This window comes from Bacillus sp. FJAT-22090 (genome assembly GCF_001278755.1).
Lineage (GTDB): Bacteria > Bacillota > Bacilli > Bacillales_A > Planococcaceae > Psychrobacillus.
On record NZ_CP012601.1, the window covers coordinates 2,811,756 to 2,833,019 of the forward strand.

General features: G+C 36.3%; 26 protein-coding genes and 2 other RNA genes. 5 read left to right on the top strand and 23 right to left on the bottom strand.

Features of this window, described 5'->3' with window-relative positions; genetic code table 11:
* Positions 1 to 233: 233 nt before the first annotated feature.
* Positions 234 to 1,424 (bottom strand): sodium/glutamate symporter, encoded by a 1,191-nt coding sequence (gene gltS, locus AM499_RS14065; protein ID WP_053590807.1) that lies wholly within the window; start codon positions 1,422 to 1,424, stop codon positions 234 to 236.
* On the bottom strand, positions 1,421 to 2,383 hold the full coding sequence (hutG, locus tag AM499_RS14070) for a formimidoylglutamase (RefSeq protein WP_053590808.1): 963 nt from the start codon (positions 2,381 to 2,383) through the stop codon (positions 1,421 to 1,423). Before hutG ends, gltS begins: the two co-directional genes overlap by 4 nt.
* 128 nt (positions 2,384 to 2,511) lie before the next feature.
* Between hutG and AM499_RS14075 the strand changes: the two genes are divergently transcribed.
* Positions 2,512 to 3,393, top strand: coding sequence for a LysR family transcriptional regulator (locus AM499_RS14075; RefSeq protein WP_053590809.1), 882 nt, complete (start codon positions 2,512 to 2,514; stop codon positions 3,391 to 3,393).
* Positions 3,394 to 3,562: 169 nt separating this feature from the next.
* Here AM499_RS14075 and AM499_RS14080 read toward each other — a convergent pair whose 3' ends face one another.
* Genes AM499_RS14080 through AM499_RS14105 form a run of 7 tightly spaced genes read right to left on the bottom strand, consistent with a single transcriptional unit; the run spans position 3,563 to position 9,197 of the window.
* Entirely contained in the window at positions 3,563 to 4,870 is a 1,308-nt protein-coding gene (locus AM499_RS14080) for an MFS transporter (RefSeq protein WP_053590810.1), read from the bottom strand.
* Between the two features lie 56 nt (positions 4,871 to 4,926).
* Positions 4,927 to 6,105, bottom strand: a complete 1,179-nt coding sequence (locus tag AM499_RS14085; RefSeq protein ID WP_053590811.1) for a thiolase family protein — start codon at positions 6,103 to 6,105, stop codon at positions 4,927 to 4,929.
* Positions 6,106 to 6,124: 19 nt separating this feature from the next.
* Complete coding sequence (locus AM499_RS22240) at positions 6,125 to 6,457, bottom strand: SDR family oxidoreductase (RefSeq protein WP_269432341.1); 333 nt, start codon at positions 6,455 to 6,457, stop codon at positions 6,125 to 6,127.
* Positions 6,436 to 6,879 carry an SDR family NAD(P)-dependent oxidoreductase gene (locus AM499_RS22245; RefSeq protein WP_269432343.1) on the bottom strand — a complete coding sequence of 148 codons (444 nt, stop codon included), beginning with the start codon at positions 6,877 to 6,879 and terminating at the stop codon, positions 6,436 to 6,438. Before AM499_RS22245 ends, AM499_RS22240 begins: the two co-directional genes overlap by 22 nt.
* Positions 6,876 to 7,838 (bottom strand): 3-hydroxyacyl-CoA dehydrogenase family protein, encoded by a 963-nt coding sequence (locus AM499_RS14095; protein WP_053590812.1) that lies wholly within the window; start codon positions 7,836 to 7,838, stop codon positions 6,876 to 6,878. Before AM499_RS14095 ends, AM499_RS22245 begins: the two co-directional genes overlap by 4 nt.
* 35 nt (positions 7,839 to 7,873) lie before the next feature.
* Positions 7,874 to 8,527, bottom strand: a complete 654-nt coding sequence (locus AM499_RS14100; protein ID WP_053590813.1) for a 3-oxoacid CoA-transferase subunit B — start codon at positions 8,525 to 8,527, stop codon at positions 7,874 to 7,876.
* Complete coding sequence (locus AM499_RS14105) at positions 8,511 to 9,197, bottom strand: CoA transferase subunit A (RefSeq protein WP_053590814.1); 687 nt, start codon at positions 9,195 to 9,197, stop codon at positions 8,511 to 8,513. Before AM499_RS14105 ends, AM499_RS14100 begins: the two co-directional genes overlap by 17 nt.
* A 197-nt stretch (positions 9,198 to 9,394) precedes the next feature.
* Here AM499_RS14105 and AM499_RS14110 point away from each other — a divergent pair, with 197 nt between their 5' ends.
* Positions 9,395 to 10,000, top strand: a complete 606-nt coding sequence (locus tag AM499_RS14110) for a TetR/AcrR family transcriptional regulator (protein WP_053590815.1) — start codon at positions 9,395 to 9,397, stop codon at positions 9,998 to 10,000.
* A 125-nt stretch (positions 10,001 to 10,125) separates the two neighbouring features.
* Here AM499_RS14110 and ssrS (AM499_RS21420) read toward each other — a convergent pair.
* From ssrS (AM499_RS21420) to AM499_RS14115, 3 genes are all read right to left on the bottom strand, one after another.
* A non-coding RNA gene (gene ssrS / locus AM499_RS21420) (6S RNA) lies at positions 10,126 to 10,320 on the bottom strand.
* A 132-nt stretch (positions 10,321 to 10,452) separates the two neighbouring features.
* Positions 10,453 to 10,647: non-coding RNA, 6S RNA (gene ssrS, locus AM499_RS21425), on the bottom strand.
* A gap of 53 nt (positions 10,648 to 10,700) precedes the next feature.
* Entirely contained in the window at positions 10,701 to 11,234 is a 534-nt protein-coding gene (locus AM499_RS14115; RefSeq protein ID WP_053590816.1) for a YhcN/YlaJ family sporulation lipoprotein, read from the bottom strand.
* A gap of 216 nt (positions 11,235 to 11,450) precedes the next feature.
* Here AM499_RS14115 and AM499_RS14120 point away from each other — a divergent pair, with 216 nt between their 5' ends.
* Positions 11,451 to 12,344 (top strand): PucR family transcriptional regulator, encoded by an 894-nt coding sequence (locus AM499_RS14120; RefSeq protein WP_053590817.1) that lies wholly within the window; start codon positions 11,451 to 11,453, stop codon positions 12,342 to 12,344.
* Between the two features lie 110 nt (positions 12,345 to 12,454).
* Positions 12,455 to 13,552, top strand: coding sequence for an ABC transporter ATP-binding protein (locus AM499_RS14125; RefSeq protein WP_053590818.1), 1,098 nt, complete (start codon positions 12,455 to 12,457; stop codon positions 13,550 to 13,552).
* A gap of 54 nt (positions 13,553 to 13,606) precedes the next feature.
* Here AM499_RS14125 and AM499_RS14130 read toward each other — a convergent pair whose 3' ends face one another.
* The 9 genes from AM499_RS14130 to AM499_RS14170 form a co-directional block, all read right to left on the bottom strand.
* Complete coding sequence (locus tag AM499_RS14130; protein WP_053590819.1) at positions 13,607 to 14,218, bottom strand: hypothetical protein; 612 nt, start codon at positions 14,216 to 14,218, stop codon at positions 13,607 to 13,609.
* A gap of 72 nt (positions 14,219 to 14,290) precedes the next feature.
* On the bottom strand, positions 14,291 to 15,067 hold the full coding sequence (locus tag AM499_RS14135; RefSeq protein ID WP_053590820.1) for a sulfite exporter TauE/SafE family protein: 777 nt from the start codon (positions 15,065 to 15,067) through the stop codon (positions 14,291 to 14,293).
* Between the two features lie 58 nt (positions 15,068 to 15,125).
* Complete coding sequence (locus AM499_RS14140) at positions 15,126 to 15,353, bottom strand: sulfurtransferase TusA family protein (RefSeq protein ID WP_053590821.1); 228 nt, start codon at positions 15,351 to 15,353, stop codon at positions 15,126 to 15,128.
* 27 nt (positions 15,354 to 15,380) lie between these two features.
* Complete coding sequence (locus AM499_RS14145; RefSeq protein ID WP_053590822.1) at positions 15,381 to 16,508, bottom strand: MBL fold metallo-hydrolase; 1,128 nt, start codon at positions 16,506 to 16,508, stop codon at positions 15,381 to 15,383.
* 55 nt (positions 16,509 to 16,563) lie between these two features.
* Complete coding sequence (locus AM499_RS14150; protein ID WP_053590823.1) at positions 16,564 to 16,959, bottom strand: DsrE/DsrF/DrsH-like family protein; 396 nt, start codon at positions 16,957 to 16,959, stop codon at positions 16,564 to 16,566.
* 17 nt (positions 16,960 to 16,976) lie between these two features.
* Positions 16,977 to 17,534, bottom strand: a complete 558-nt coding sequence (locus AM499_RS14155) for a sulfurtransferase TusA family protein (protein ID WP_053590824.1) — start codon at positions 17,532 to 17,534, stop codon at positions 16,977 to 16,979.
* A 52-nt stretch (positions 17,535 to 17,586) separates the two neighbouring features.
* Entirely contained in the window at positions 17,587 to 17,883 is a 297-nt protein-coding gene (locus AM499_RS14160) for a rhodanese-like domain-containing protein (RefSeq protein ID WP_053592220.1), read from the bottom strand.
* A 14-nt stretch (positions 17,884 to 17,897) separates the two neighbouring features.
* Positions 17,898 to 18,239 carry a rhodanese-like domain-containing protein gene (locus AM499_RS14165; protein WP_053590825.1) on the bottom strand — a complete coding sequence of 114 codons (342 nt, stop codon included), beginning with the start codon at positions 18,237 to 18,239 and terminating at the stop codon, positions 17,898 to 17,900.
* A 78-nt stretch (positions 18,240 to 18,317) separates the two neighbouring features.
* A complete protein-coding gene (locus tag AM499_RS14170; protein ID WP_053590826.1) occupies positions 18,318 to 18,581 on the bottom strand; it encodes a metal-sensitive transcriptional regulator in 264 nt (87 codons plus the stop codon).
* Between the two features lie 202 nt (positions 18,582 to 18,783).
* Between AM499_RS14170 and AM499_RS14175 the strand changes: the two genes are divergently transcribed.
* Positions 18,784 to 19,668: a DMT family transporter gene (locus tag AM499_RS14175; protein WP_053590827.1), complete on the top strand. Its 885-nt coding sequence runs from the start codon at positions 18,784 to 18,786 to the stop codon at positions 19,666 to 19,668.
* Positions 19,669 to 19,693: 25 nt separating this feature from the next.
* Here AM499_RS14175 and AM499_RS14180 read toward each other — a convergent pair whose 3' ends face one another.
* A complete protein-coding gene (locus AM499_RS14180; RefSeq protein WP_053590828.1) occupies positions 19,694 to 19,927 on the bottom strand; it encodes a hypothetical protein in 234 nt (77 codons plus the stop codon).
* Positions 19,928 to 19,953: 26 nt separating this feature from the next.
* On the bottom strand, positions 19,954 to 21,207 hold the full coding sequence (locus tag AM499_RS14185; RefSeq protein WP_053590829.1) for a CYP152 family fatty-acid peroxygenase CypC: 1,254 nt from the start codon (positions 21,205 to 21,207) through the stop codon (positions 19,954 to 19,956).
* Between the last annotated feature and the right edge of the window lie 57 nt (positions 21,208 to 21,264).

Sequence of the window (21,264 nt, forward strand, 5' to 3'; positions counted from 1 at the left end):
AACGATACTATTGATTTTTCGTTACAGCAGGACGCATGCAATCCGCTGGCTGTCCCGTGTGCTTCCACATCGAAAGCACTCCTGCGAGGTCTTGGTCTCATCAGGACAAGCCCGCTGGATTCGCAGCCATTCACTACATCCGTCTAAATGATAAAAAAAATCTACAACAATATATAACATAACTAAAATAAAAAGAAATGAAGGGCTGCTTGGCTCTTCACTTCTTTTTATTTTTACTGAAATAAATTAATAGTCGTTATAATGATTGGCATTGCAAAAACGTCAATTAGGAATGCACCTACAATCGGAACAACCAAATATGCTTTTTTAGAAGGACCAAACCTTTCCGTTACTGCTGCCATATTTGCCATTGCATTTGGTGTTGCACCAAGTCCATGTCCAGTAAAACCAGCTACCATTACAGCTGCATCGTAATTCTTTCCCAATAAGCGAAACAATACAAATATACCAAAAAGGACGATGAAAACAACTTGTACAAAAACAATAGCTAAAATAGGTAAAGCTAAATCAGCTACCTCCCATAGTTTGATGCTCATCAAAGCCATCGAAAGAAAAATACCTAATGTAATATCTCCTACTAAACCTATGCTTTGCATATCTACTATTTTAGGATTAACTTTGTCTACTATATTTCTTACTATTACTGCCACAAACATTGCACCCACATATCCTGGTAGCACAAATCCCGTTGCCGAAGAGAACAAGCTACCTAAATAAGTTCCTAATGCCATACAGAAAGTGATGAGGAATAATTGTGTAAAAAATGTATTCGTTTGTATCGGCTTGTTACTTTCCAATGGGTTTACTTCCTCTACTTCCTCGCGTTCCGTAGATTTCAAATCATACTTAGAAACGAGGAACTTCACTACAGGTCCTCCTACCAGCCCTCCAGCAACTAGCCCAAATGTTGCTGCAGCTACCCCGATAGATAACGCTGAGTTTATTCCGAGATCCTCCACAGTTTGGCCAAACGCCGTAGCCGCTCCATGACCACCTTCCATTGAAACTGCTCCTGCCATCATACCGATAAGCGGATGAATATCAAATAAATAGGCCATCGAAACTCCAATTGTATTTTGGGCAAGGGCTAAAAAACCACATGCCAGCCAATAAATAACGAGTAATTTCCCTCCTAATTTTACTAGCTTAAAACTTGCACCTAGCCCAACTGTTGTGAAAAATGTGAGCATAAATATTCCTTGTAATGATGTATCCAAAGTAATTTCTAATAATCCTAGAGCTTTCGCTATGGTTGCAACTAAAGCAAAAAGTAATCCTCCTACTACCGGAGCAGGTATACAAAACTTATTTAAGAAACCAATATTTTTTACTAAAAACGTACCTAGCACTAATAGAGCTATGGCAAGAAAGATAGTAGTAACTTGATCTAATGCTAGTGTCATTTAATATCCCTCCTCAGAAAACTTGTGATTGCTTCATTTACTAAATACGCACCTAGTTTTACAGTACGGTTATGTTCGTCTAAAAGAGGATTTACCTCTGAAATATCAAAGGATAATGTTTTTTTATGTGCTGTTACACTCCTTATAATAGATCGCACAATACTTGGATCTAAACCAAATGGTGATGGAGCACTTACACCTGGGGCAAAAGCAGCGTTCAGAACGTCTGTGCACAAAGTAAGAATGATATAATCATTTTCTTCTATAAAATTGTTTAGTGTTTCATTTACTTTGTCTATTTGACTTACATTCATACTTTCCTCAAGGATATATTTAACGTTCAATTCATCAGCTCGATCAAAAAGCTCCTGCGTATTCCCAAAACGCTGAATGCCAACAACACAATAACAACTGTTTGAATCTTGGTCTAATATTTGCTTAAACATAGTACCGGAAGAGGATTGCTCATCATATGATCTTAAATCAAAGTGAGCATCGATATTTATAATTCCTAGCTTTGCCTGTGAGCCAATATAATTACGTGCACCGAGATAATGTCCGTAAGCGGTTTCATGTCCGCCACCTAAAATAATTGGAGTCATTTGTTTGTTTAAAACTTTTGTAATTGTTTCTCCAAGTTGTCGTTGCGCTTCTTCTAAGTTTTCTTCTATACACGTAACTGACCCGATATCCGCGAGTTGCTTGTGTGGTGGAAATAACCATGGTAAGTTTGCTAGTTCAGATCGAAGAGCGTCTGGAGCTTTTGCTGCACCAACTTTACCTTTATTTCGTCTAACCCCTTCCTCACTTTCAAATCCGATAATGACACAAGTTTCTTTGTTAGGTTTATAATCATCCATCTGAGGTAACTCTATGATTTGGTGATATCGAAAGCTAGATCTATTTACACGATGATCGGTCCGACCAGACCAAATACCATCCTTCATTTTATTTAACATGCTGCACGTCCCTTCTTAATTCGTTCTATTTATATTTTCTAAATTATATAAGAACTCATTTATTATTTCTAATATATAATTGTTATAAATCTATAGCTTTAAACTATATATGTACGGAGGAAATCCAAATGGACTTAAAACAACTCTCTTATTTTGTAACAATAGTAGATCAAATGAGCTTTTCCAAAGCTGCTCAAATACTTCATATTTCACAACCTTCTCTAAGTAATGCAATTAAAAGCTTGGAAGGTGAATTAGGATTTCAAATACTTGAACGGAATACTAGGAATATAGGAATAACTGAAGCAGGACATATTTTATATAAAAGGGCCGTGCATCTTTTATCGGAGATGGAAATTGCAAAAAAAGAAATGGGAGAAGTCAAACTTATTGGGAGTGGGGAACTTCAAATAGGAATGATAGAATCCGCAAAACATTGGATACCAAAAGTGATTCGACCATATATAAAAGAGTTTCCAGATGTTCGGATTAAATTAACGGAAGTATTAAGTGGAGCTGATGTAAAAAGCTCATTACGAAACTATGAAACACACCTTATTATTACCAATCAATTTATCGAGGAAGACGATATTACAACCATACCTTTATATCACGAAAAGCTTGTTTTATTACTTCATACTAACCACCCACTTGCAAAGCTTGAATATATAGAGCTAAAAGACTTGGTAGGAGAACCTTTTATAATAAGTAGCGAGGGTTTTCAAACTAGGCATGATGTTTTAAATTTCTTTAAAACTGAAAATATTATACCTACCATAAAATATGAGATTGAACGTTTTGAAACAGCATTAATTTTAGTTCGTGAAAACTTAGGCATTACACTAATACCTGAAAACTATTTGCAAGGACCTTATGATTACTCAATAGTTAAAAGAACCATTGATTCTATAGAAATAGATCGGACCGTTTATTTGACGTATTTAAAAAATCGTTATGTATCCCCCGCTATACACGATTTTATTAACCGAACTAACTCTTATTTTAATTAGATTTATTAGTCTTAATTGTTATTACTTCCACTTAAACTGCTATGTATGAGTGACTCATCCTTTACGGCAAGCACACATCCGTATTTCTAAACTATGGTTTTGAAACACATTCTAAGTTTAAGTATTAAAAAACCGGTCCCAAAAAGGAACCGGTTTTTATAATGGAAATTTAATTAGCTTGGGCTTCTTTTAGCTTTTCTAACTTTCTTTCTGAAGCTAATTTTAATGACATTAATGTTACTCCTCCTATTGCAAGCAGCCCTGCAATAATAAACATACCTGAAGTAAACGCTACAGCTCCTAGAATCATTGGACCAACAAATCCTCCTAAAGCTGCAAATGAATTAACTAAAGCAATTCCAACAGGTGCGGTAGATTCTGTAAAGAAGAAAGTTAAGTATGCAAAGAAACAACCAGTAAATCCATATAGCCCAGCAGAAGTTATGGCTAACATAAGGACCATCATAAATACACTATTGGAAAATCCGCAACCTATAAATCCTATGATTGAAATAAGGAAACATACAAGTAAATGTGATTTATGTGCATTCGTTCTATCAGCACTCCAACCAACAAATAGGATAGCAGGTATACCGACAACAGCAGGAATCATCGCCAACCAACCTATTTCTAAGTTAGTAGTCGCTGTTGCAGATAGAGATTTAATAATAGTTGGCATCCAGAAAGACAATCCATATATTCCTGTATATGCTGCGAAATAAAGTAATGACAGCTTCCAAACTTTTGAGTCTTTTAACATTTCTCGTTTTGAAACTTTGTTTACCATTAAGCTTTGTTGTCTTTCAGACTCTAGTTCTCCTTCTAACCAATCCTTTTCTTCTTGAGACAACCATTTAGCATTTGCTGGTCTGTTTGTTAAATAGAATATAACAACGAATCCTAGAATAACTGCTGGAATACCTTCTAAAATAAACATCCATCTCCACCCAGACATAGATAGCCAAGAGATATTATCTAGAATCCATGTCGATACAGGTGCTCCAATGAGTCCCCCAACTGGTAAAGCGAGTAATAATACGGCCGTTGCTTTTCCTCTTTCACGGGCTCTAAACCAATAAGTTAAATACAATATAATACCTGGGAAGAACCCAGCTTCAGCAACACCTAATAAAAAACGAAGAATGTACAAATGAGTTGTTGTTTGTGCAAAACCAGTTAAGACAACTATAATACCCCATGAAAACATAATACGTGCAATCCAAACCTTTGCGCCAATTTTGTGCATAATCATATTACTTGGAACTTCAAAGAAGAAATAACCAATAAAGAAAATACCTGAAAGAAGTCCGAAAACTTCCGCTGTTAATGCTAATTCCGCGTTCATTTGCAACGCTGCATAACCTAAATTCACTCGATCTAAGTAAGCTACAATATACAAAACTAATATAAATGGTAAAATGCGAAGCATTGTTTTATTTATCGTTCTTTTTTCAAGTGCATTAACTGTTTGAGTCATTTTTTTCTCCCCTTTGTGTGATCTTTTACTACATTCTCAATCCGCGTCGCAGCTTTTTAGTTCACGTTTTCCAAAATCATCGCAATACCTTGTCCCCCACCAATGCAAAGCGAAGCTAGCCCATAACGGACATTTCTTTTCTTCATTTCAATTGCTAATGAATAAGTAATTCTCGTACCACTAGCACCTACAGGATGTCCTAGTGCAACTGCGCCACCATTCACGTTTACTTTTGATGTATCCAAGCCTAGTTCTTTAATCACCGCTAATGATTGTGCAGCAAATGCCTCATTTAATTCAAACAATCCTATATCATCCAAAGTTAAACCAGCTTTTTCTAAGGCTTTTTTGCTTGCTGGAACAGGACCAATACCCATAATTTTTGGATCAACACCTGCCACTCCCCAAGAAACAATCTTTGCTAATGGCTTTAAGTTATGCTCTTTTACATATTGCTCTGAAGCAAGTATTACAGCTGCAGCTCCATCATTAATTCCACTTGCATTCCCAGGAGTTACCGTGCCATCCTTCTTAAATGCTGGCTTTAACTTCGCCAATCCATCTATTGTTGCACCTTCTCGAATATGCTCATCGCTATCAAATGTTACTTCTCCTTTTTTACCTTTTATCGTAATCGACACTATTTCTTCCGCGAAGCGGCCACTATCTCTCGCTTGTATTGCTCTCTCCTGGGATTGAACTGCAAACGCATCTTGTTCTTCACGGGAAATATCATATTGTACTGCTAAGTTTTCAGCTGTCATCCCCATCCCGCAACCAACATATTTATCTGTTAAAGTATCCCAAAGCATATCTTCTACTAACGGCGCTTTGTTAGGCGAGCCGAATCGGGTTCCCCTTAATACATGCGGAGCTAAGCTCATGCTTTCAGTTCCTCCAGCAACTATTACATTTGCATCCCCGACCGCAATTGCCTGTGCTCCTGAGACAATGGATTGTAAGCTCGATCCACAAAGTCTATTTAGTGTTAGTGCACTAGAGGATTCTTTCATTCCGCTTTTTAGTCCAATATGCCTTGCTAGGTAAGCAGAGCTACCACTTGTTTGAATAATATTTCCGAAGATGATTTCATCTATATCAGAAGCTGGTATTCCACTTCTTTTAATAGCTTCTCCTGTAGCTGCTACACCTAAATCGATATCACTCACATCTTTTAGTGAACCTCCAAAAGTTCCAAAAGCTGTTCTTGCACCATCAATAATATAAGTTGTCATTTAATATCCCCCTTTGTCTTTACATTCCACCTGAAACGCTTAAATGTTCACCAGTAATTCCACTTGCCTCATTTGCTGCAAGATACGCCACACCTGAAGCAACCTCTTCAGGGGAGATAAAGCGTTTCATCGCTTGTCTTGGATACATAATAGTCTCTAATGCTTCTTGTTCTGTTTTTCCAACACTTTTTAAATCGTTTAACTGTCTTTCAAGTAAAGGAGTAAGTACTGGACCTGGTAATATGGAGTTAGCGGTAATATTAAATGGTGCACCTTCTAATGCTGTCACACTTGTTACGCCTATCACACCATGTTTTGCTGCAACATATGCTACTTTTTCAGGACTCGCCAACCTTCCATGAATAGAGGATATATTGACAATCCGTCAAATTGATTTTTCTTCATGTAAGGAAAAACATGTTTCGTCATTAAAAATACCCCGGTTAACATAACGTTGATAAGTAGATTCCACTTATCTAACGGAAACTCCTCAATTGCTGATCTATACTGTAGTCCAGCATTATTTATTAGAACATCGACGGTGCCTTTTTCCTCTACAATTGCTTGTATAACAGCTTGAACGTTTTCTTCATTTGTTACATCTAGTGCTATCCCTTTCGTGTTTTCTCCTAATTCTTTCGCTACTTTTTCTGCCGCTTCTTGATTTAGATCGGCAACGTATACGAAGTCATTCTGAGTAACAAATTTTTGGGCTATGGCATATCCCATTCCCCCGGCACCACCCGTCACGATAACTACTCGTTGCTTACTCATAAGTTGACCTCCTCTTTTGCCTTCAACTCGGATTGGGTGTTAAGAAGATGTTTAATCAGTTGAGAGTCCCTTTCTTTTACATATCCATCAAAACTTTTACCAGGATATTCATAAAATCCTTTACCTGCTTTAACACCAATCGCTCCTGATTCAACCCTTTCCTCAATTGCTTTAAACTCTCTAACATTCGATTCAATTTTCGATTGAAGACCATCTAACACAGCCTTCCAAATGTCCAATCCTCCAAAGTCTAATATCTTCAACAGACCGCTAGAGGAAAAACGGAACCCGGGTCCTTGGAAGATTGCTATATCTAAATCTTCTTCACTTACAACCCCATCTTCAATTAAAGCCAGTGCCTCTCTTACAATAGCTACTTGGATTCTATTTGCTACAAGGCCATCGATCTCTTTTTTCACTTCAATCGTCACCTTATTGTTTGATTCTAAAAAATCTTTTACTTCATTAAACACATGATCACTTGTCTCATTTGACCTTAGAAGTTCCACAAGCGGAACAATATGTGCAGGGTTGAAGAAATGAGTCAATATTGTTCTATCCTTATGTTTCTTAACGTCAACCGTAATGTCTGAAAGTTTTAAACTTGACGTATTGGATGCTAAAATTGTATGTTCTGCGCAAATGTCATCTAATTGTTTAAAAAGCTTTTGTTTCAAAGTTAAATTTTCTGATACACTTTCTATTATTAAATCGACATCCGCTAAATCATTAATGTTCGTTGTAAAAGAAATATGAGATAACACTTCCTGATCGCTGTATCTAATGTCATATCCTTCCGCACGAAATAAATCTAAGTAAATGTGAAATTTCCCCTTTGCTGTTTCAAGCATTTCTTCAGAAATATCCGTTAGCGTTGTTTGCACTCCATTAATAGCAAATTGAAAAGCAATTCCAAACCCCATCGTTCCAGCACCAATAACTCCTAATTGATTTATCAACCGTATATCTCCCTTATTGAATATTTTGCTGACTATTAAATCTCTATTGGACTATTTAAATACTCTAATGGAATACCTACCTTTTCACTCAATTGTTCTAAAGACATATCTCCCAATAACTCTACTACTCTAGGACCTTCTACCGTAAATTTAATAACAGCATATTCACATACAAACAAATCTACTTTTCGAATTCCACTTGTTTTATACGTAAGTTCCTTCACTAATTTTGAAGTTCCATCCTTTGCAAACAATGTAGCTGCTACTATTACCTTTTTGGCACCTGTCACTAAATCCATTGCTCCCCCAACACCTAAAATGGGTTGGTTTGGTACTGCCCAGTTAGCAATTTCTCCATGGACATCCACTTGGAGAATACCAAGTACCGCAACATCCACATGACCACCTCTAATTAATGCAAATGAATCTGCACTACTGAAAAAAGAGGCACTTTTTAAATATGTTACGGGCTCTTTTCCAGCATTAATCAAATCAATGTCCAAATTATCATCTGTTGCAGGTGGTCCCATTCCTAATAATCCATTTTCCGTTTGTAAAAATACCTCTTTATCTTCTAAATACTCGGATACGATTGTAGGAATACCAATTCCTAAATTCACGATTTGACCATCTTCTAGCTCTTCCGCAATTCTCTTTGCAATGATATGTTTTTTATCTAGACTCAACATACTCACTCCCTACTTTGGAATATTTACTTTGGATGACATAATCGACATAAGCATGAGGGGTCACAATGTATTCAGGATCCAATTCCCCCACTTCTACAATTTCATCAACTTCTGCAATGACAATCTTACCAGCAGTTGCCATCATCGGATTAAAGTTTCTTGCAGTGGTGTAATATACTAAGTTTCCAAGTCGATCTGCTTTTGCTGCTTTAATAATGGCAACATCGCCTTTAATAGCCTTCTCAAAAATATATCTTTCCCCATCAATTACACGTTCCTCTTTACCTTCACTTAATTCAGTTCCTACTGCCGTTTTTGTGTAGAACCCCCCGATGCCGGCCCCGCCACAACGAATTGCCTCAGCAAGTGTACCTTGTGGTAATAATTCAATATCTAATTCACCTTTAGACCAAGCAATTACTGCTTCTCTATTAATAGAAAAAAAGGAACCAATTGCTTTTTTTATCTTTCCTTGCATGAACAACTTATGAAGTCCTTGCCCCAAGTCTCCTAAATTATTACTGACAACTGTCAAATCTTTAATATCTGTTTCTAATAATTCATCGATAATCGTAAGAGGTGTTCCTGATAAACCAAATCCACCAGTTAAAATTTGATCGCCGCTTTTAAATAACTTTCGAATTTCCTTTGAATCAATTATTTTGTTCAATGTTATCCCTCCACTTTATAGTTCAACTAATAGAAAGCGCTTTCTTTTTTTAGAAAACTAAAATAGAATTAAATAAGTTTTAACTGTACAAAAAATTTAATCGGATTGTTTTAGTATATAATGAGATACATAATTAGACCGCAGTCTAATATTAAAATATTTGTGAGTATTCTGTCAATAATAGTTGGAGGTAATTTATGATTGAACGTGTAAAAAAACAGCGTAGAGGGGAAGAAACAAAGGAAAAAATTCTAAGGGTTGCACTAAAACTTTTTGCGGAAAAAGGGTTCACCAAGGTAACAGTAGATGATATTGTGAAAAAAAGCGGAACATCTAAAGGCTCTTTTTATCAGCATTTCCGTTCAAAATCCGATATTTTTTTAGTACGTTTTACCGAAGTGGATCATTATTATGAGGAAGTTTATAAATCCTTTCCCGACGACATGGATCCGATGGAAAAATTGTCTATTTTCTCGCAAAAGTTAATGCGCTTTCTAGATGAAGAAATGGGAAAAGACTTGATGAAAGTAATTTATACTGCTGCATTAGAAAACAACGAGCATAAATATTTTCTAGATTCAAATCGTTCACTCTTTAAAATCATCCGCTCATTATTAGAAGAAGCTATTACAAAGGGAAAGCTCCATCCCGAGCTTTCCTTAGATGATGTTTCGACAATAATCACCCAATCCTATATGGGCGCAATTTATCATTGGGGTTTACAAAATACCGATCGTAGCTTAGAATCGTTCTCCATCCCAATTACTAAAGCAGTTCTTGAGGGATTAACGATGAAAAGTTAGAAAGAGGAATCTCTTGATTGCCAATCAAAAAGAAATGGAAAGGAAAATTCTTTCTTTTTCTCTCTATCCATAGAAGAATACAAAAAGACCGGATCCCATGGGAACCGGTCATTACTATTAATAATTAGTCAGCCGCCTTTACCGTACTTACATAAGAAAGTTTTAAACCACCACTCCTCAAAGTTGGTGTTCGCAAAAACTATCCTGCATGTCCTCATTGTCTTAAGAGAATGAAGCCTGTCATTCCAGTTTTTATATAAAACTCCCTGTTACAGCATAAAGGTTAAAACTTAATATTTATACGTGCAATGCAGCTTGTATACATATAATAAACCTATTCTCAACTATTTTCAACGGTAATTGCTACCAACACATTATGCTAGCCTTCTGAGTCCCTAAGTCAATAAAACAAAAAACACCATCCGTTAAGATGGTGTTTGAAATGTACATTTAAGGAAGCCGCCTTTGCCGTACTTACATAAGAAAGTTTTAAACCACCACTCCTCAAAGTGGGTGTTCGCAAAAACTATCCTGCATGTCCTCATTGTCTAAAGAGAATGAGGCCTGTCATTCCAGTTTCTATATAAAACTCCCTGTTACAGCATAAAGGTTAAAACTTAATATCCATACGTACAACGCAGCTTGTATTTATATACTAAACCTATTTATTACTTTTTTCAACGGTAATGCATTCCAGTAATTACTTTGCTTCTGGGAACACTCTGTTAATTGTATCTGTAAATCCTTCCATCAATCCCTCTACAGGCTCATTTGCTCTAATTTTATCTCCATATTCAGTTATTTCTTGAGCAAAGTCTGGGTTGGTTGACACATATACATTATCGAAGTTTCCATTTGTTGCTTTTGCTTGATCGGCAATTTTACTTTTAAGATCGTCATTTTCATTAACTCCTTCTTTTAAAAGGACCCCAACATAAGCATTGTTATTTGTCACAATAACATTGGCGCTTTCCACTTCTTCCATTTCTGCAATTTTACTCGCAACGTCATCTGCTAATTCTAGCTGTTGATCTCCATTATTTCCATTTGTTCCGTTATCCTCATTAGTATCAGTACCTGTTTCATCGTTAGCAGTATTTGTATCTACCGTTTCGTTAGTTGTTACATCATTATTATCATTATTTGCATTATTGTCGTCATTATTAGCCGTTCCACACCCCACTAAAGAACTAATTAAAAGCAAAGTCATCGATACTTGTAATATTTTATTCATTTTTAAATCCTCCTTCATAATGTCATAACGATAGGATGAGTATTTTTAACCGAGATATTCTTAGGAGAATAAAATATTTTTATAAAGTGCTTATTTACGTTTTCGCTAATCGTCTTTTGTTATTTTTCACATTATGATTAAATGATAATATAATCTAAATCTCTTTTTTTATCCCTGAAATTACTCTAATACTTTTAAGAAAGGAGATTCAACTAATTGAAAAACGAACTAACTATACTATTTCCATCCATTCAAATTCTGTCCGAATATCCTACTGAATTAGAAGAAGAAGTGTATATTTTCCACAATCCGTATTTGAATAATTGGTTACAAATAAACAAATCGGAAGTCTCCCATCGTGAATATTCATTACTTGCATCTCTCTATTCAGAAGTAAGTATAGATCTATCAACTAATCAAACAGTTTCCATGAAGTGGATGAATTTTCTACGTGGAGATGGTCTTGCTCCTGTAAAAACTGAAACTGATATTCGAGTCATTCAAATTCATTTTAAGAAAAATGTTAATGAAGCTGATTTAAAAGAAGCTGTTCATGTATTTTTTGGTGATGCTATGCAATTTGTTTTTGTTTCTTCTCAAAATGCGTTACTCATTGAGGAAAAGTCTTCATACATCCAAACTACGGAGGATTTTGCTTCTTTTATTACTGCACTTGAAAGTGATTTCTTTATAAAAGCAAAGTTATATATCGGGAAGTTTCACCAAACAAATATGCTATTTTCTGTTCATTTCTCTACAGAAAAAGAATGGTTTCAAAAAGGCATCTCCGCCAACCATGTGGAAAGAATTTATACATTGGAAAATATTTTTCCCTTTAACTTGATTGAACAAATGTCAGAAGAAATGAAACATATTATTCGCAAAGAGATTCTCAATCCAATTGAATATGATATGGAGTTACTACAAACAGTCCACCAATTTTTTGAAAACGGCTTTAATGCATCTGTCACAGCCAAGAAATTACATATTCACCGAAACACGTTCCATTACCGTCTAACTAAATTTCAAGATATTACAGGAATATCCGTTCGTAGTTTCGACGGTGCCCTGATTGCTTATTGTGCAAGCTTAATTGCTAATAATCGTTAAATCAAAGTTGCACAATTTTCTATATTAATAATTGTGCATATCGTCCATACCATCTATCTTTCTCTATTGGTAACCTTAATGTAGAGATCAAATACTAAAGGGGTGCTTATATGGAGAAGTTAGTTCTTGATAATATTTTTAAAGTTTATGATGACGGTTCTACTGCAGTTTCCAATTTTAATTTACGTGTTCAGGATCAAGAGTTTATCGTTTTGGTTGGACCATCCGGCTGCGGAAAATCTACAACACTCCGGATGATTGCCGGTCTTGAAGAAATTACGACTGGTGAATTGCGAATCGAAGGCAAATTAATGAATGATGTCCCTCCAAAAGATCGTGATATCGCAATGGTATTTCAAAACTATGCACTGTATCCGCATATGAATGTCTACGATAATATGGCTTTCGGATTAAAACTTAGAAAGTTTTCAAAAGCTGAAATTGATCAGCGTGTAAAAAATGCAGCTGACATTCTTGGCCTGCAGCAACTATTAGATAAGAAGCCAAAAGCTCTATCTGGTGGTCAACGTCAGCGGGTAGCACTTGGTCGCGCAATTGTGCGTGATGCAAAATTATTCCTAATGGATGAACCATTATCTAACCTTGATGCAAAACTGCGTGTTCAAATGCGTGCTGAAATTGCAAAATTACACCTTCGCCTGAAAACAACTACAGTTTATGTAACACATGACCAAACAGAAGCAATGACTATGGCATCACGTCTTGTCGTTATGAAAGATGGTTTCATACAACAAATCGGATCACCGAAAGAAGTGTATGAGAACCCAGAAAATGTCTTTGTAGGTGGATTTATTGGTTCACCAGCAATGAACTTTTTTGAAGGAAAAGTTAATAATGGTTATTTCAAGATTGGTGATTTTAATCTGAGAATTCCTGCGGAGAAATGGAACTTGCTTAATTCCCAAGGATTTGATGGGAAAATAGTTATATTAGGTGTAAGACCTGAACATATCTCTGGAGATACTGAAGCTCTCGCTCTATTTCCTGACTCTATAGTAGATGCTGATATAGAAGTTTCCGAATTAACAGGGGCTGAACTTATGGTGTATTCATCTATTGCAAACCAACAATATGTAGCTAGAATAAATGCTGATGCTACAATGGAACCTGGTCAAAAAGTTAAACTCGCATTCGACTTAACTAGAGCCCACTTCTTCGATAAGGAAACAGAAAGTCGCATTAGATAGAAGTAAAGAAGGAGCCCTCATCTTGGATGTGGACTCCTCCTTTTTTTATGGACTTTAAATCTTCCAACGTTTTTCACGAAATAAAATTGCCACACAAAACATAGTAGCAGTAATCATGGAAGTACTTATAAGGGGTTTCTGTAAAACTAAATGTAACACGCAAAATAGCAATAAAAATAGAATTGCCAATCGAATAGATTCTTTATATTTGAACATTAACAATGCTATGAAGAAAACGAGGGTTAATGTGAACCCAATTTGAAGAAGAGAAGAATTATTCAGAATAACTACTAAAACCGCGAAACTACTATAAAACGAGATAAAAGTAAAAATTAGAGCATTATTCAACGGAAACGGCTTTTGCTTCTTAAGAAGATAAAACATATAGAGAATTATCCACGCTACTCCTATGTATACGCCTGTTCTAGCCCCTGAAAAATATAATATCATCCAAGGATGTTGGATAATCGTGGAGAAATCTGTTAATACAATGCTAAGTTTCCATACAACAATAAAAAGGAAAATCATATCACTAAATTGATTGGAAATTGCTTTACCGAATTTAACATATAGTATTAAAGCTGTAAGTATCGCTGCGAATACAAAGGCTAACCATGTCGAAGGAACTGTCATGGAAAAAACCCTATACCATTCCGTTGCAACCAAATGCTCTAACCTCCTTTTTTATATTTATTTTCATAGCAAAACTTGAAGCAATTTCTGCTTCAAGTTGCCCCTTTACAATATATCCATCCAAATTTTAATAGCAGTCGCTAAAATAAGCACCGCTAAAATCATTTTAAGTATCTTTGTGTTCAAACGTTTCCCAAATTTTGCTCCTAGTGGCGCTGCAATAAGACTTGCAATGATCATAATGACTGCCGGAAAGTATTCTACTTGCCCCGTAGTAACTTTACCAATTGTAGCTCCAATTGATGATATAAAAGTAATCGCAAGACTTGTTGCAATGGTCATACGTGTAGGAATTTTTAGAACAACGAGCATGATCGGCACTAACAAAAATCCACCAGCTGCTCCTACAATCCCTGATCCAATACCTACAATAAATGAAAGCATAGCTGCTAATGGTTTGTTAAATGTTACTTGATCGAGCGGAATATCATCCACTTGTTTATTTGGGATGAACATCATAATTGCTGCAATTAATGCGAGTATACCATATACAATATTCACACTTGCTTCCGATAAAGATTGGGAACTAAAACTACCAACAAAGCTCCCTACTAAAATAGCTCCTCCCATATAGACGATAAGAGATTTATTTAAATAACCGCCTTTACGATATGCCCATACACCAGCTATCGATGCAAAAAGTACCTGGACTGCGCTAATACCAGAAACTTCATGCGCTGTGAAAGCTACAAATCCGAACATTGGGGGAATATATAGTAGCATTGGGTATTTAATAATCGATCCACCTATACCAAGCATCCCTGAAATATATGAACCGATAAAGCCTATTAAAAAGATAGTAATAATCCATGCTATATCCATTATTCTTACACTCCTATCTAAAAAAGGGAAGCTCTTTTTTTGGCCTCCCTCTCCATTTTTATGCTTTTTGAATCCAGAATTTCAGAACGTCATCCTCTTCTTTTTGCTCTATAATCGTGTGTCCGCCTGAAGCCGCCCATGCTGGAATGTCTGCAACGGCTCCTTTGTCGGTAACATGTACTTCTAATATTTCGCCTGATTCAATAGTGTCTATAGCCTTTTTCGTACGAACGATTGGCATCGGGCAAGCTAATCCTTTTGCATCTAATAGTTTAGTAGAATACATATTCATCTCTCCCTTAATTATTTATTTTTACCGTACTGCACAACGGTTTGGACCGATTTCCATTTCTGTTTGTTCGTCACCTGAAGGGACAATTTTCCCCATATTAACTTGACGAATTTCTTCGTATGCATTTGGCTGAGGAGGTAAATTATCCGTAACAATACTACGGAATTCTGTTTCATCCGTTATATTTAAACCATGGTTTTCTTCAAACAAATCGCCTAAACGTTTTGCCACTGTACCATCCTCGTTTAACTCATCGATAATCATAAAGTGTGCAGGTAATACGATTAACTCATTTGAAAGCTCACGATAACGACTATATAGAGTTTCACGGAGATCACCTACCCAGTCCTCTGCAAGACCCGCCAAATCAGGTCTTCCTATGGAATCAATAAATAAGATATCTCCTGTTAATAAAAACTTATTATCTACAACAAATGATGTTGACCCAATTGTGTGTCCAGGTGAATACAGGGATTGAATGGCAATCGTACTATCGCCAATTCTCACCTCTACTCCGTTTTCTAAAGGTGTGTAATCAAATACAACTTCCACTGCATCTTTTGGTGGCAAGTAATAAGTTGCACCAGTCTTTTCTGCAATATGACGTCCCCCAGAAATATGATCCGCATGTAAGTGAGTGTCAAATACATTTGTTATCTTCACGTTTTTACTTGCTGCAAAATCTGTAAATACATCTACCATCCGTGTTGCGTCAACAATTGCAGCTTCTCCATTTGAAATAATCATATAAGAAAGACACCCTTTACCTAATCTTACGAATTGGTAAAGCTCTCCCCCATTTTCAAGATTACTTACTTTTACTGGTTCTAGATATTCGCTCCACGTTTTCATACCACCCTCTAAGTATGCTGCATCACGCCCTGCATCAGAAAGCATTTCTGCTACCATTATAGATGAGCCTTCCTTTGCACAAACAACTAATAAAGGTGTATCTGAAGGAATTTGCTGTAAAATATCTTCTACTCCATCCAATAATTCAAAGTATGGAATATTTAAATACTCAAATTTGTGACCTTCAATTTTCCAGTCAGCAAAAGCATCAGCATTCCGAACATCTAAAATAAATAATCTTTCGTTCTTCATTACTTTCTTTGCTACTTGTTCTGCTGTCCATTTATTCAAAGTCATTTAATTACCCCCATAGGTATTATTTTTAATAAAAATTTTTAAAGTGCTCTCCCTTTTAAAAAGTTAGTGTTGGTGATGCGTCTTTTGCGAACTCTAAAAAGGTCACTGCTCCGCCAACATCCATTCCATCTACAAAATCTTCTTTCGTTAATCCCATAACATCCATTGTCATTTGACAACCAATAAATTTCACTCCAAGTTCTTGAGCCATTTCAACTAATTGCGGAATGCTTGGCACATCGGACTTTGCAAATCCTTCTGCAATAGCTTCACGACCTTCTGGCATAGGTAGTGCCTGCATACCTTGGTTGTGAATCAAGTTCAATCCTTCAAATGTAAAGAAGATGGTAACTTCCTTTTCAGTGGCAGCTGCAGCTGTCGCTATATTAAATACTTTATATGCGTCGAATAGACCACCATTACTTGCGATAATCGCTACTTTATTTGACATTGTTTATTCCTCCAAATTTAAATTGATTTTTTAATAGCGCCTTTCCATTGGGTCATACCAGGTATTACGTTCCAGACATTTGTAAAACCATTATCCGCTAATTTTTGTGCCGCTAAATCACTACGCTTACCTGTACGGCAAATAACATATATGGATTTATCTTTTTCTAGCTCGTTTATCCGCTCCTCCAATTCGCCCATTGGAATCGATTTCGCGCCTTCGATATGCCCAAAAGCATATTCTGCTTCTTCTCGGACATCTAAAAGTAAAGCTCCCTCTGAAACTTTTGTTAAAAGTTCGTCCAAATGAATGACTTGTTCATGTAACTTTTCCACAACCGTTTCGTTGGAACACTTACGGATATAATGCTTTAATACATCCCCATCCTCAACTGTCCCAAGATATTGGTGACCGACCGTTTCAGACCATGCTGCAATATCCGCTTTTGACCCTCGATCCGTTGCTACTACCTCGATTATTTGACCATCTATCAAATCATTCATCGCTTTTTTAGTTTTAACAATAGGCATCGGACAAGCCAAGCCCTTAGCGTCTAAAGAATAGTCTACTTTCATCTTTTTCTCCCCCTAAATACCTGTAAGGGTATTATTTTTGATAAAATAATTTTTAGCGAACTTCACCTTCCCAAGCTAGCATTCCTCCAATCATATTTGTCACATCGTAACCCTGACTTTCTAAGAACATGGTTGCTCGACCACTTCTTCCACCTGAACGGCAAACTACAATATATTGTTCTGATTTAGATAATTCTTGCAAACGAAATTCTAACAAACCAAGTGGAATATGAATAATATTAGCTATTTTACCAGCCTCTACTTCATCTACTTCACGAACATCAATTATATGAAGGTCTTCGCCATTTTCAAGTTTTTGTTCTACTTCTTTTGCTGTAATCTCTTTCATCTGATTTCCTCCTCTTAATGCCATGCACTCATGCCCCCACGGACATTTGTCACGCGCTCGTATCCTAGCATCTTTAATTTTTTGCAAGCAGTATTGCTCCGCATACCACTCTGACAAATAACAACAATTTCTTTATCCTTTGGCAACTTTTCAAACGATGAACCAAGTGGGATGTTTTTGAATTGTCGTATATTTTGTGCCTTATACTCAGAAGGAGTTCTCACATCAACAAATACTTTATCTTGATCGTTCAACATATTTTTCAACTCTGATGTAGAGATTGTTTTTACGCCTTTTGAAGGCATCAGTCTCCATGCAAAAAAACCAACAATTACAACAATAAAAACCCATTCCATTTTCTTCACCTCCTTTAAAGCTTTCGACACCAAAATACCAACTAGGGTATTATTTCTTTTAAAAATAAAAGCCGTATATTATCGGCTCTTAACTACTAGGTTCATCGCTTCTTGAATTGCTGAATTTACTTTATCAGAATTACCTTCTGCGTTTTGTACACATTCTAATAGATTGTTACTTACTATTACACCAATGGTTCGGTCCGCTGCTGAACGAACTGCTGAAAGTTGAGTAACTACTTCTTTACAATCTTTCCCCTCTTCCATCATACGTAATATTCCTCGTAGCTGTCCTTCTATACGCTTAATCCGATTAATCGTTTTGGCATCATAAGACGACATATTAGAATTACCTCCCTCCAAAAAAGATGATCACCTTCTTGTCATGTTCTTAACACGATAATATACCCCGTTAGGTATAATGTCAACATATAAACTTCATTTTATATATACTTTCTTTTTTTGTTGCATGAAGTGCCAGTTAGCCGTATCATGTACAATTGTTAGTCTTCATAGGACATTCACAGAAAGTTAGGTGTGAAAATTGAATAAAAAAGCATTTCTCTTGGCAATATTTACTGTATTTATATGGAGCTCATCATTCGCTTCGATAAGCGCCAGTCTTCAAGGAGGCTACTCTGCTGGTCACTTGATATTATTTCGTTTTATTATTGCTTCCTTTATATTTGTTATTCTAGCTTTTATACCTCAAATGAGATTTAGTTTACCTAAAAAAGAAGATATATTACCCATTTTCGCTCTAGGTTGGATTGGAATTAGTATTTATCATGTCTGTGTAACATTCGGTCAATTGACTATCACTGCTGGTACTGCCGGTATGCTCATTGGTTCAGCACCTATTTTCACTACGATCATTGCTGTAGTTGTGTTAAAAGAACGAATCGGGACATTTGGATGGATAGGATTAGGGTTCGGGTTTAGCGGTATTACAATAATCGGCTTAGGAACTGGGGAATCATCTTTTGACATTTCTCCTGGTGTATTTTTAGTGATTATAGCTGCTTTAGCTACTTCCATCTTTTTTGTTTTCCAAAAATCTTTATTAACAAAATATACCCCGATCGAATTAACAGCGTATTTTACGTGGGCAGGGACTTTACCTTTTCTATTTTTTGCTCCTGGTCTTATAGAAGGTATACAGCATGCATCGCTTGAAGCTAACTTGTCATCCATTTATATAGGAATTTTCCCTACGGCAATCGCATATCTTACGTGGGCATATGCATTGTCTCAAAGCAAAGCAAGTTCAGTTTCCAGCTTGCTCTATGCAGAACCCGTACTATCCATTTTCATAGCTTGGATCTGGTTGCATGAATTACCGTCACCTCTATCTATTAGCGGAGGAATAATTGCCATTTCAGGCGTTCTAATCGTTCAATTGTTCGGTAGAAGGAATAAGAAAAAATAAATTAAATAAAAAGGTACCAGGATTATTATTCCATGGTACTTTTTTTACTTTTATCAATTCTATGATATTCAGAAATTTGAATGACTCGTACATCACTTGTATTCAACTCGTGGTAAATTCCCCTGCTATCTCGAAAGGATATATATTGATCTCGCTCACTTTGAATCAATTCCTCTGCCTGTTCTTGTGATTCCATATGGATGAACCTTCTAATATAATGGTCTTCCTCAAAGAAGTAAGTCACTTTAAATTCTTTCACAGTTTTTCCCCTAACGTTTGGTAAGTTTAATTTCTTTCAACGTTTGTTAATATTATTTTACTATGAGGAATGCTAGGCATACTCACCATGCTATAGCTTAAGTCTTGTTCTGGAAGATCATATTTCAACTTGTTAACTAAATAATCTAAACTAACTTTCATTACCTCAATCGTAACAAACTCACCTGCACAACGATGTCCCAGCAAATAGTCACCGCCACCTTGTGGAATAAAGTTAAATGGGCTTCCTTTCCAGTTACTAAACCTTTCAGGATTGAAAACCTCCGCATTATCCCAAAGTTCAGCGTCATGATTTGTTCCATACAAATCGAGCAGAGTCAATGTTCCTTTTTCGAAGGTGTAACCATTCCACACAAATTCATTTTTCACCTTGGCAGCTACTAAAGGAAAAAAAGGGTAATATCGTCGAACTTCCTGAACAAACATTTGCGCATATTGATTATTTGCTACCTTCAACTTACCTCTTTCCTCGGGATGATGATGGATGGCTAACGCTGTAAAATTAATATAAATAGCAATTGCTACAATTGGTCTAATAATATTTACTACTTCCACTGCAGCTATTTCTATATCTAATAGCTCGCCTTTTAGATCTTGATGAATGGAAATGGTATGGAGAGCAGAACCCTCCTTGGGCTTCAACTGTCCTTCTCTTACCTGTTCAATCAATTGCGCAACCCATTCCTCCAGATTTTTGCGGGCATGCCGACCTTTCCAATGCTTTGGCCCAATTGCAGTTGGTGATTCGAATAATAATCCTAATTGTATTGTTCGTTCCTTTACTTCCTCTTCCTTTAAAGGCACTCCAGCCCACTCACAAGCAGTTCTACACAGGATTTCTTTACTTTCCTCGTAAAGTATTACTTCGTCTGTTAGTTCCCACTTATTGACTGCATTTTCCCATTGCTTTTTAGTGATATTCTTTAACTCCTCCAGCTTATCTGGTGTCATCAGTGACATAAACATTTCTTTACGGTGTCTATGAGCCTCGTTATCTAAAGACTGAACTCCCCCAACGCCAAATAAAGTCTTTTGAACACGCTTTGGAGCAACCCCATTTCGCAAAAACTTTTCGTCATCATAAAAAATCTCCGCTGCTTCCTTTCCCCCTATACAAATTGCTTTTTGACCTAATAAATGGGTCTCATAAACATTGGAGGAGAAACTTTTTCTCCTATTAGGAATATACAAATAACCCTCTCTCAAAAAACTTAGGCTATGATCTATACCCTCTTCACGAGGCATCTGATTTGAATTCATTATTTAATCCATCTCCTTAAAGGTCTTCCTCACAAATCAATTTTAATTAGTGTTCCC

Coding starts and splice junctions, on each gene's coding strand:
- gltS (WP_053590807.1), bottom strand. CDS start 1,424: ATGACACTAGCATTAGATCAAGTTACTACTATCTTTCTTGCCATAGCT.
- hutG (WP_053590808.1), bottom strand. CDS start 2,383: ATGTTAAATAAAATGAAGGATGGTATTTGGTCTGGTCGGACCGATCAT.
- AM499_RS14075 (WP_053590809.1), top strand. CDS start 2,512: ATGGACTTAAAACAACTCTCTTATTTTGTAACAATAGTAGATCAAATG.
- AM499_RS14080 (WP_053590810.1), bottom strand. CDS start 4,870: ATGACTCAAACAGTTAATGCACTTGAAAAAAGAACGATAAATAAAACA.
- AM499_RS14085 (WP_053590811.1), bottom strand. CDS start 6,105: ATGACAACTTATATTATTGATGGTGCAAGAACAGCTTTTGGAACTTTT.
- AM499_RS22245 (WP_269432343.1), bottom strand. CDS start 6,879: ATGAGTAAGCAACGAGTAGTTATCGTGACGGGTGGTGCCGGGGGAATG.
- AM499_RS14100 (WP_053590813.1), bottom strand. CDS start 8,527: ATGTTGAGTCTAGATAAAAAACATATCATTGCAAAGAGAATTGCGGAA.
- AM499_RS14110 (WP_053590815.1), top strand. CDS start 9,395: ATGATTGAACGTGTAAAAAAACAGCGTAGAGGGGAAGAAACAAAGGAA.
- AM499_RS14115 (WP_053590816.1), bottom strand. CDS start 11,234: ATGAATAAAATATTACAAGTATCGATGACTTTGCTTTTAATTAGTTCT.
- AM499_RS14125 (WP_053590818.1), top strand. CDS start 12,455: ATGGAGAAGTTAGTTCTTGATAATATTTTTAAAGTTTATGATGACGGT.
- AM499_RS14135 (WP_053590820.1), bottom strand. CDS start 15,067: ATGGATATAGCATGGATTATTACTATCTTTTTAATAGGCTTTATCGGT.
- AM499_RS14140 (WP_053590821.1), bottom strand. CDS start 15,353: ATGTATTCTACTAAACTATTAGATGCAAAAGGATTAGCTTGCCCGATG.
- AM499_RS14145 (WP_053590822.1), bottom strand. CDS start 16,508: ATGACTTTGAATAAATGGACAGCAGAACAAGTAGCAAAGAAAGTAATG.
- AM499_RS14150 (WP_053590823.1), bottom strand. CDS start 16,959: ATGTCAAATAAAGTAGCGATTATCGCAAGTAATGGTGGTCTATTCGAC.
- AM499_RS14155 (WP_053590824.1), bottom strand. CDS start 17,534: ATGAAAGTAGACTATTCTTTAGACGCTAAGGGCTTGGCTTGTCCGATG.
- AM499_RS14160 (WP_053592220.1), bottom strand. CDS start 17,883: ATGAAAGAGATTACAGCAAAAGAAGTAGAACAAAAACTTGAAAATGGC.
- AM499_RS14165 (WP_053590825.1), bottom strand. CDS start 18,239: ATGGAATGGGTTTTTATTGTTGTAATTGTTGGTTTTTTTGCATGGAGA.
- AM499_RS14170 (WP_053590826.1), bottom strand. CDS start 18,581: ATGTCGTCTTATGATGCCAAAACGATTAATCGGATTAAGCGTATAGAA.
- AM499_RS14185 (WP_053590829.1), bottom strand. CDS start 21,207: ATGAATTCAAATCAGATGCCTCGTGAAGAGGGTATAGATCATAGCCTA.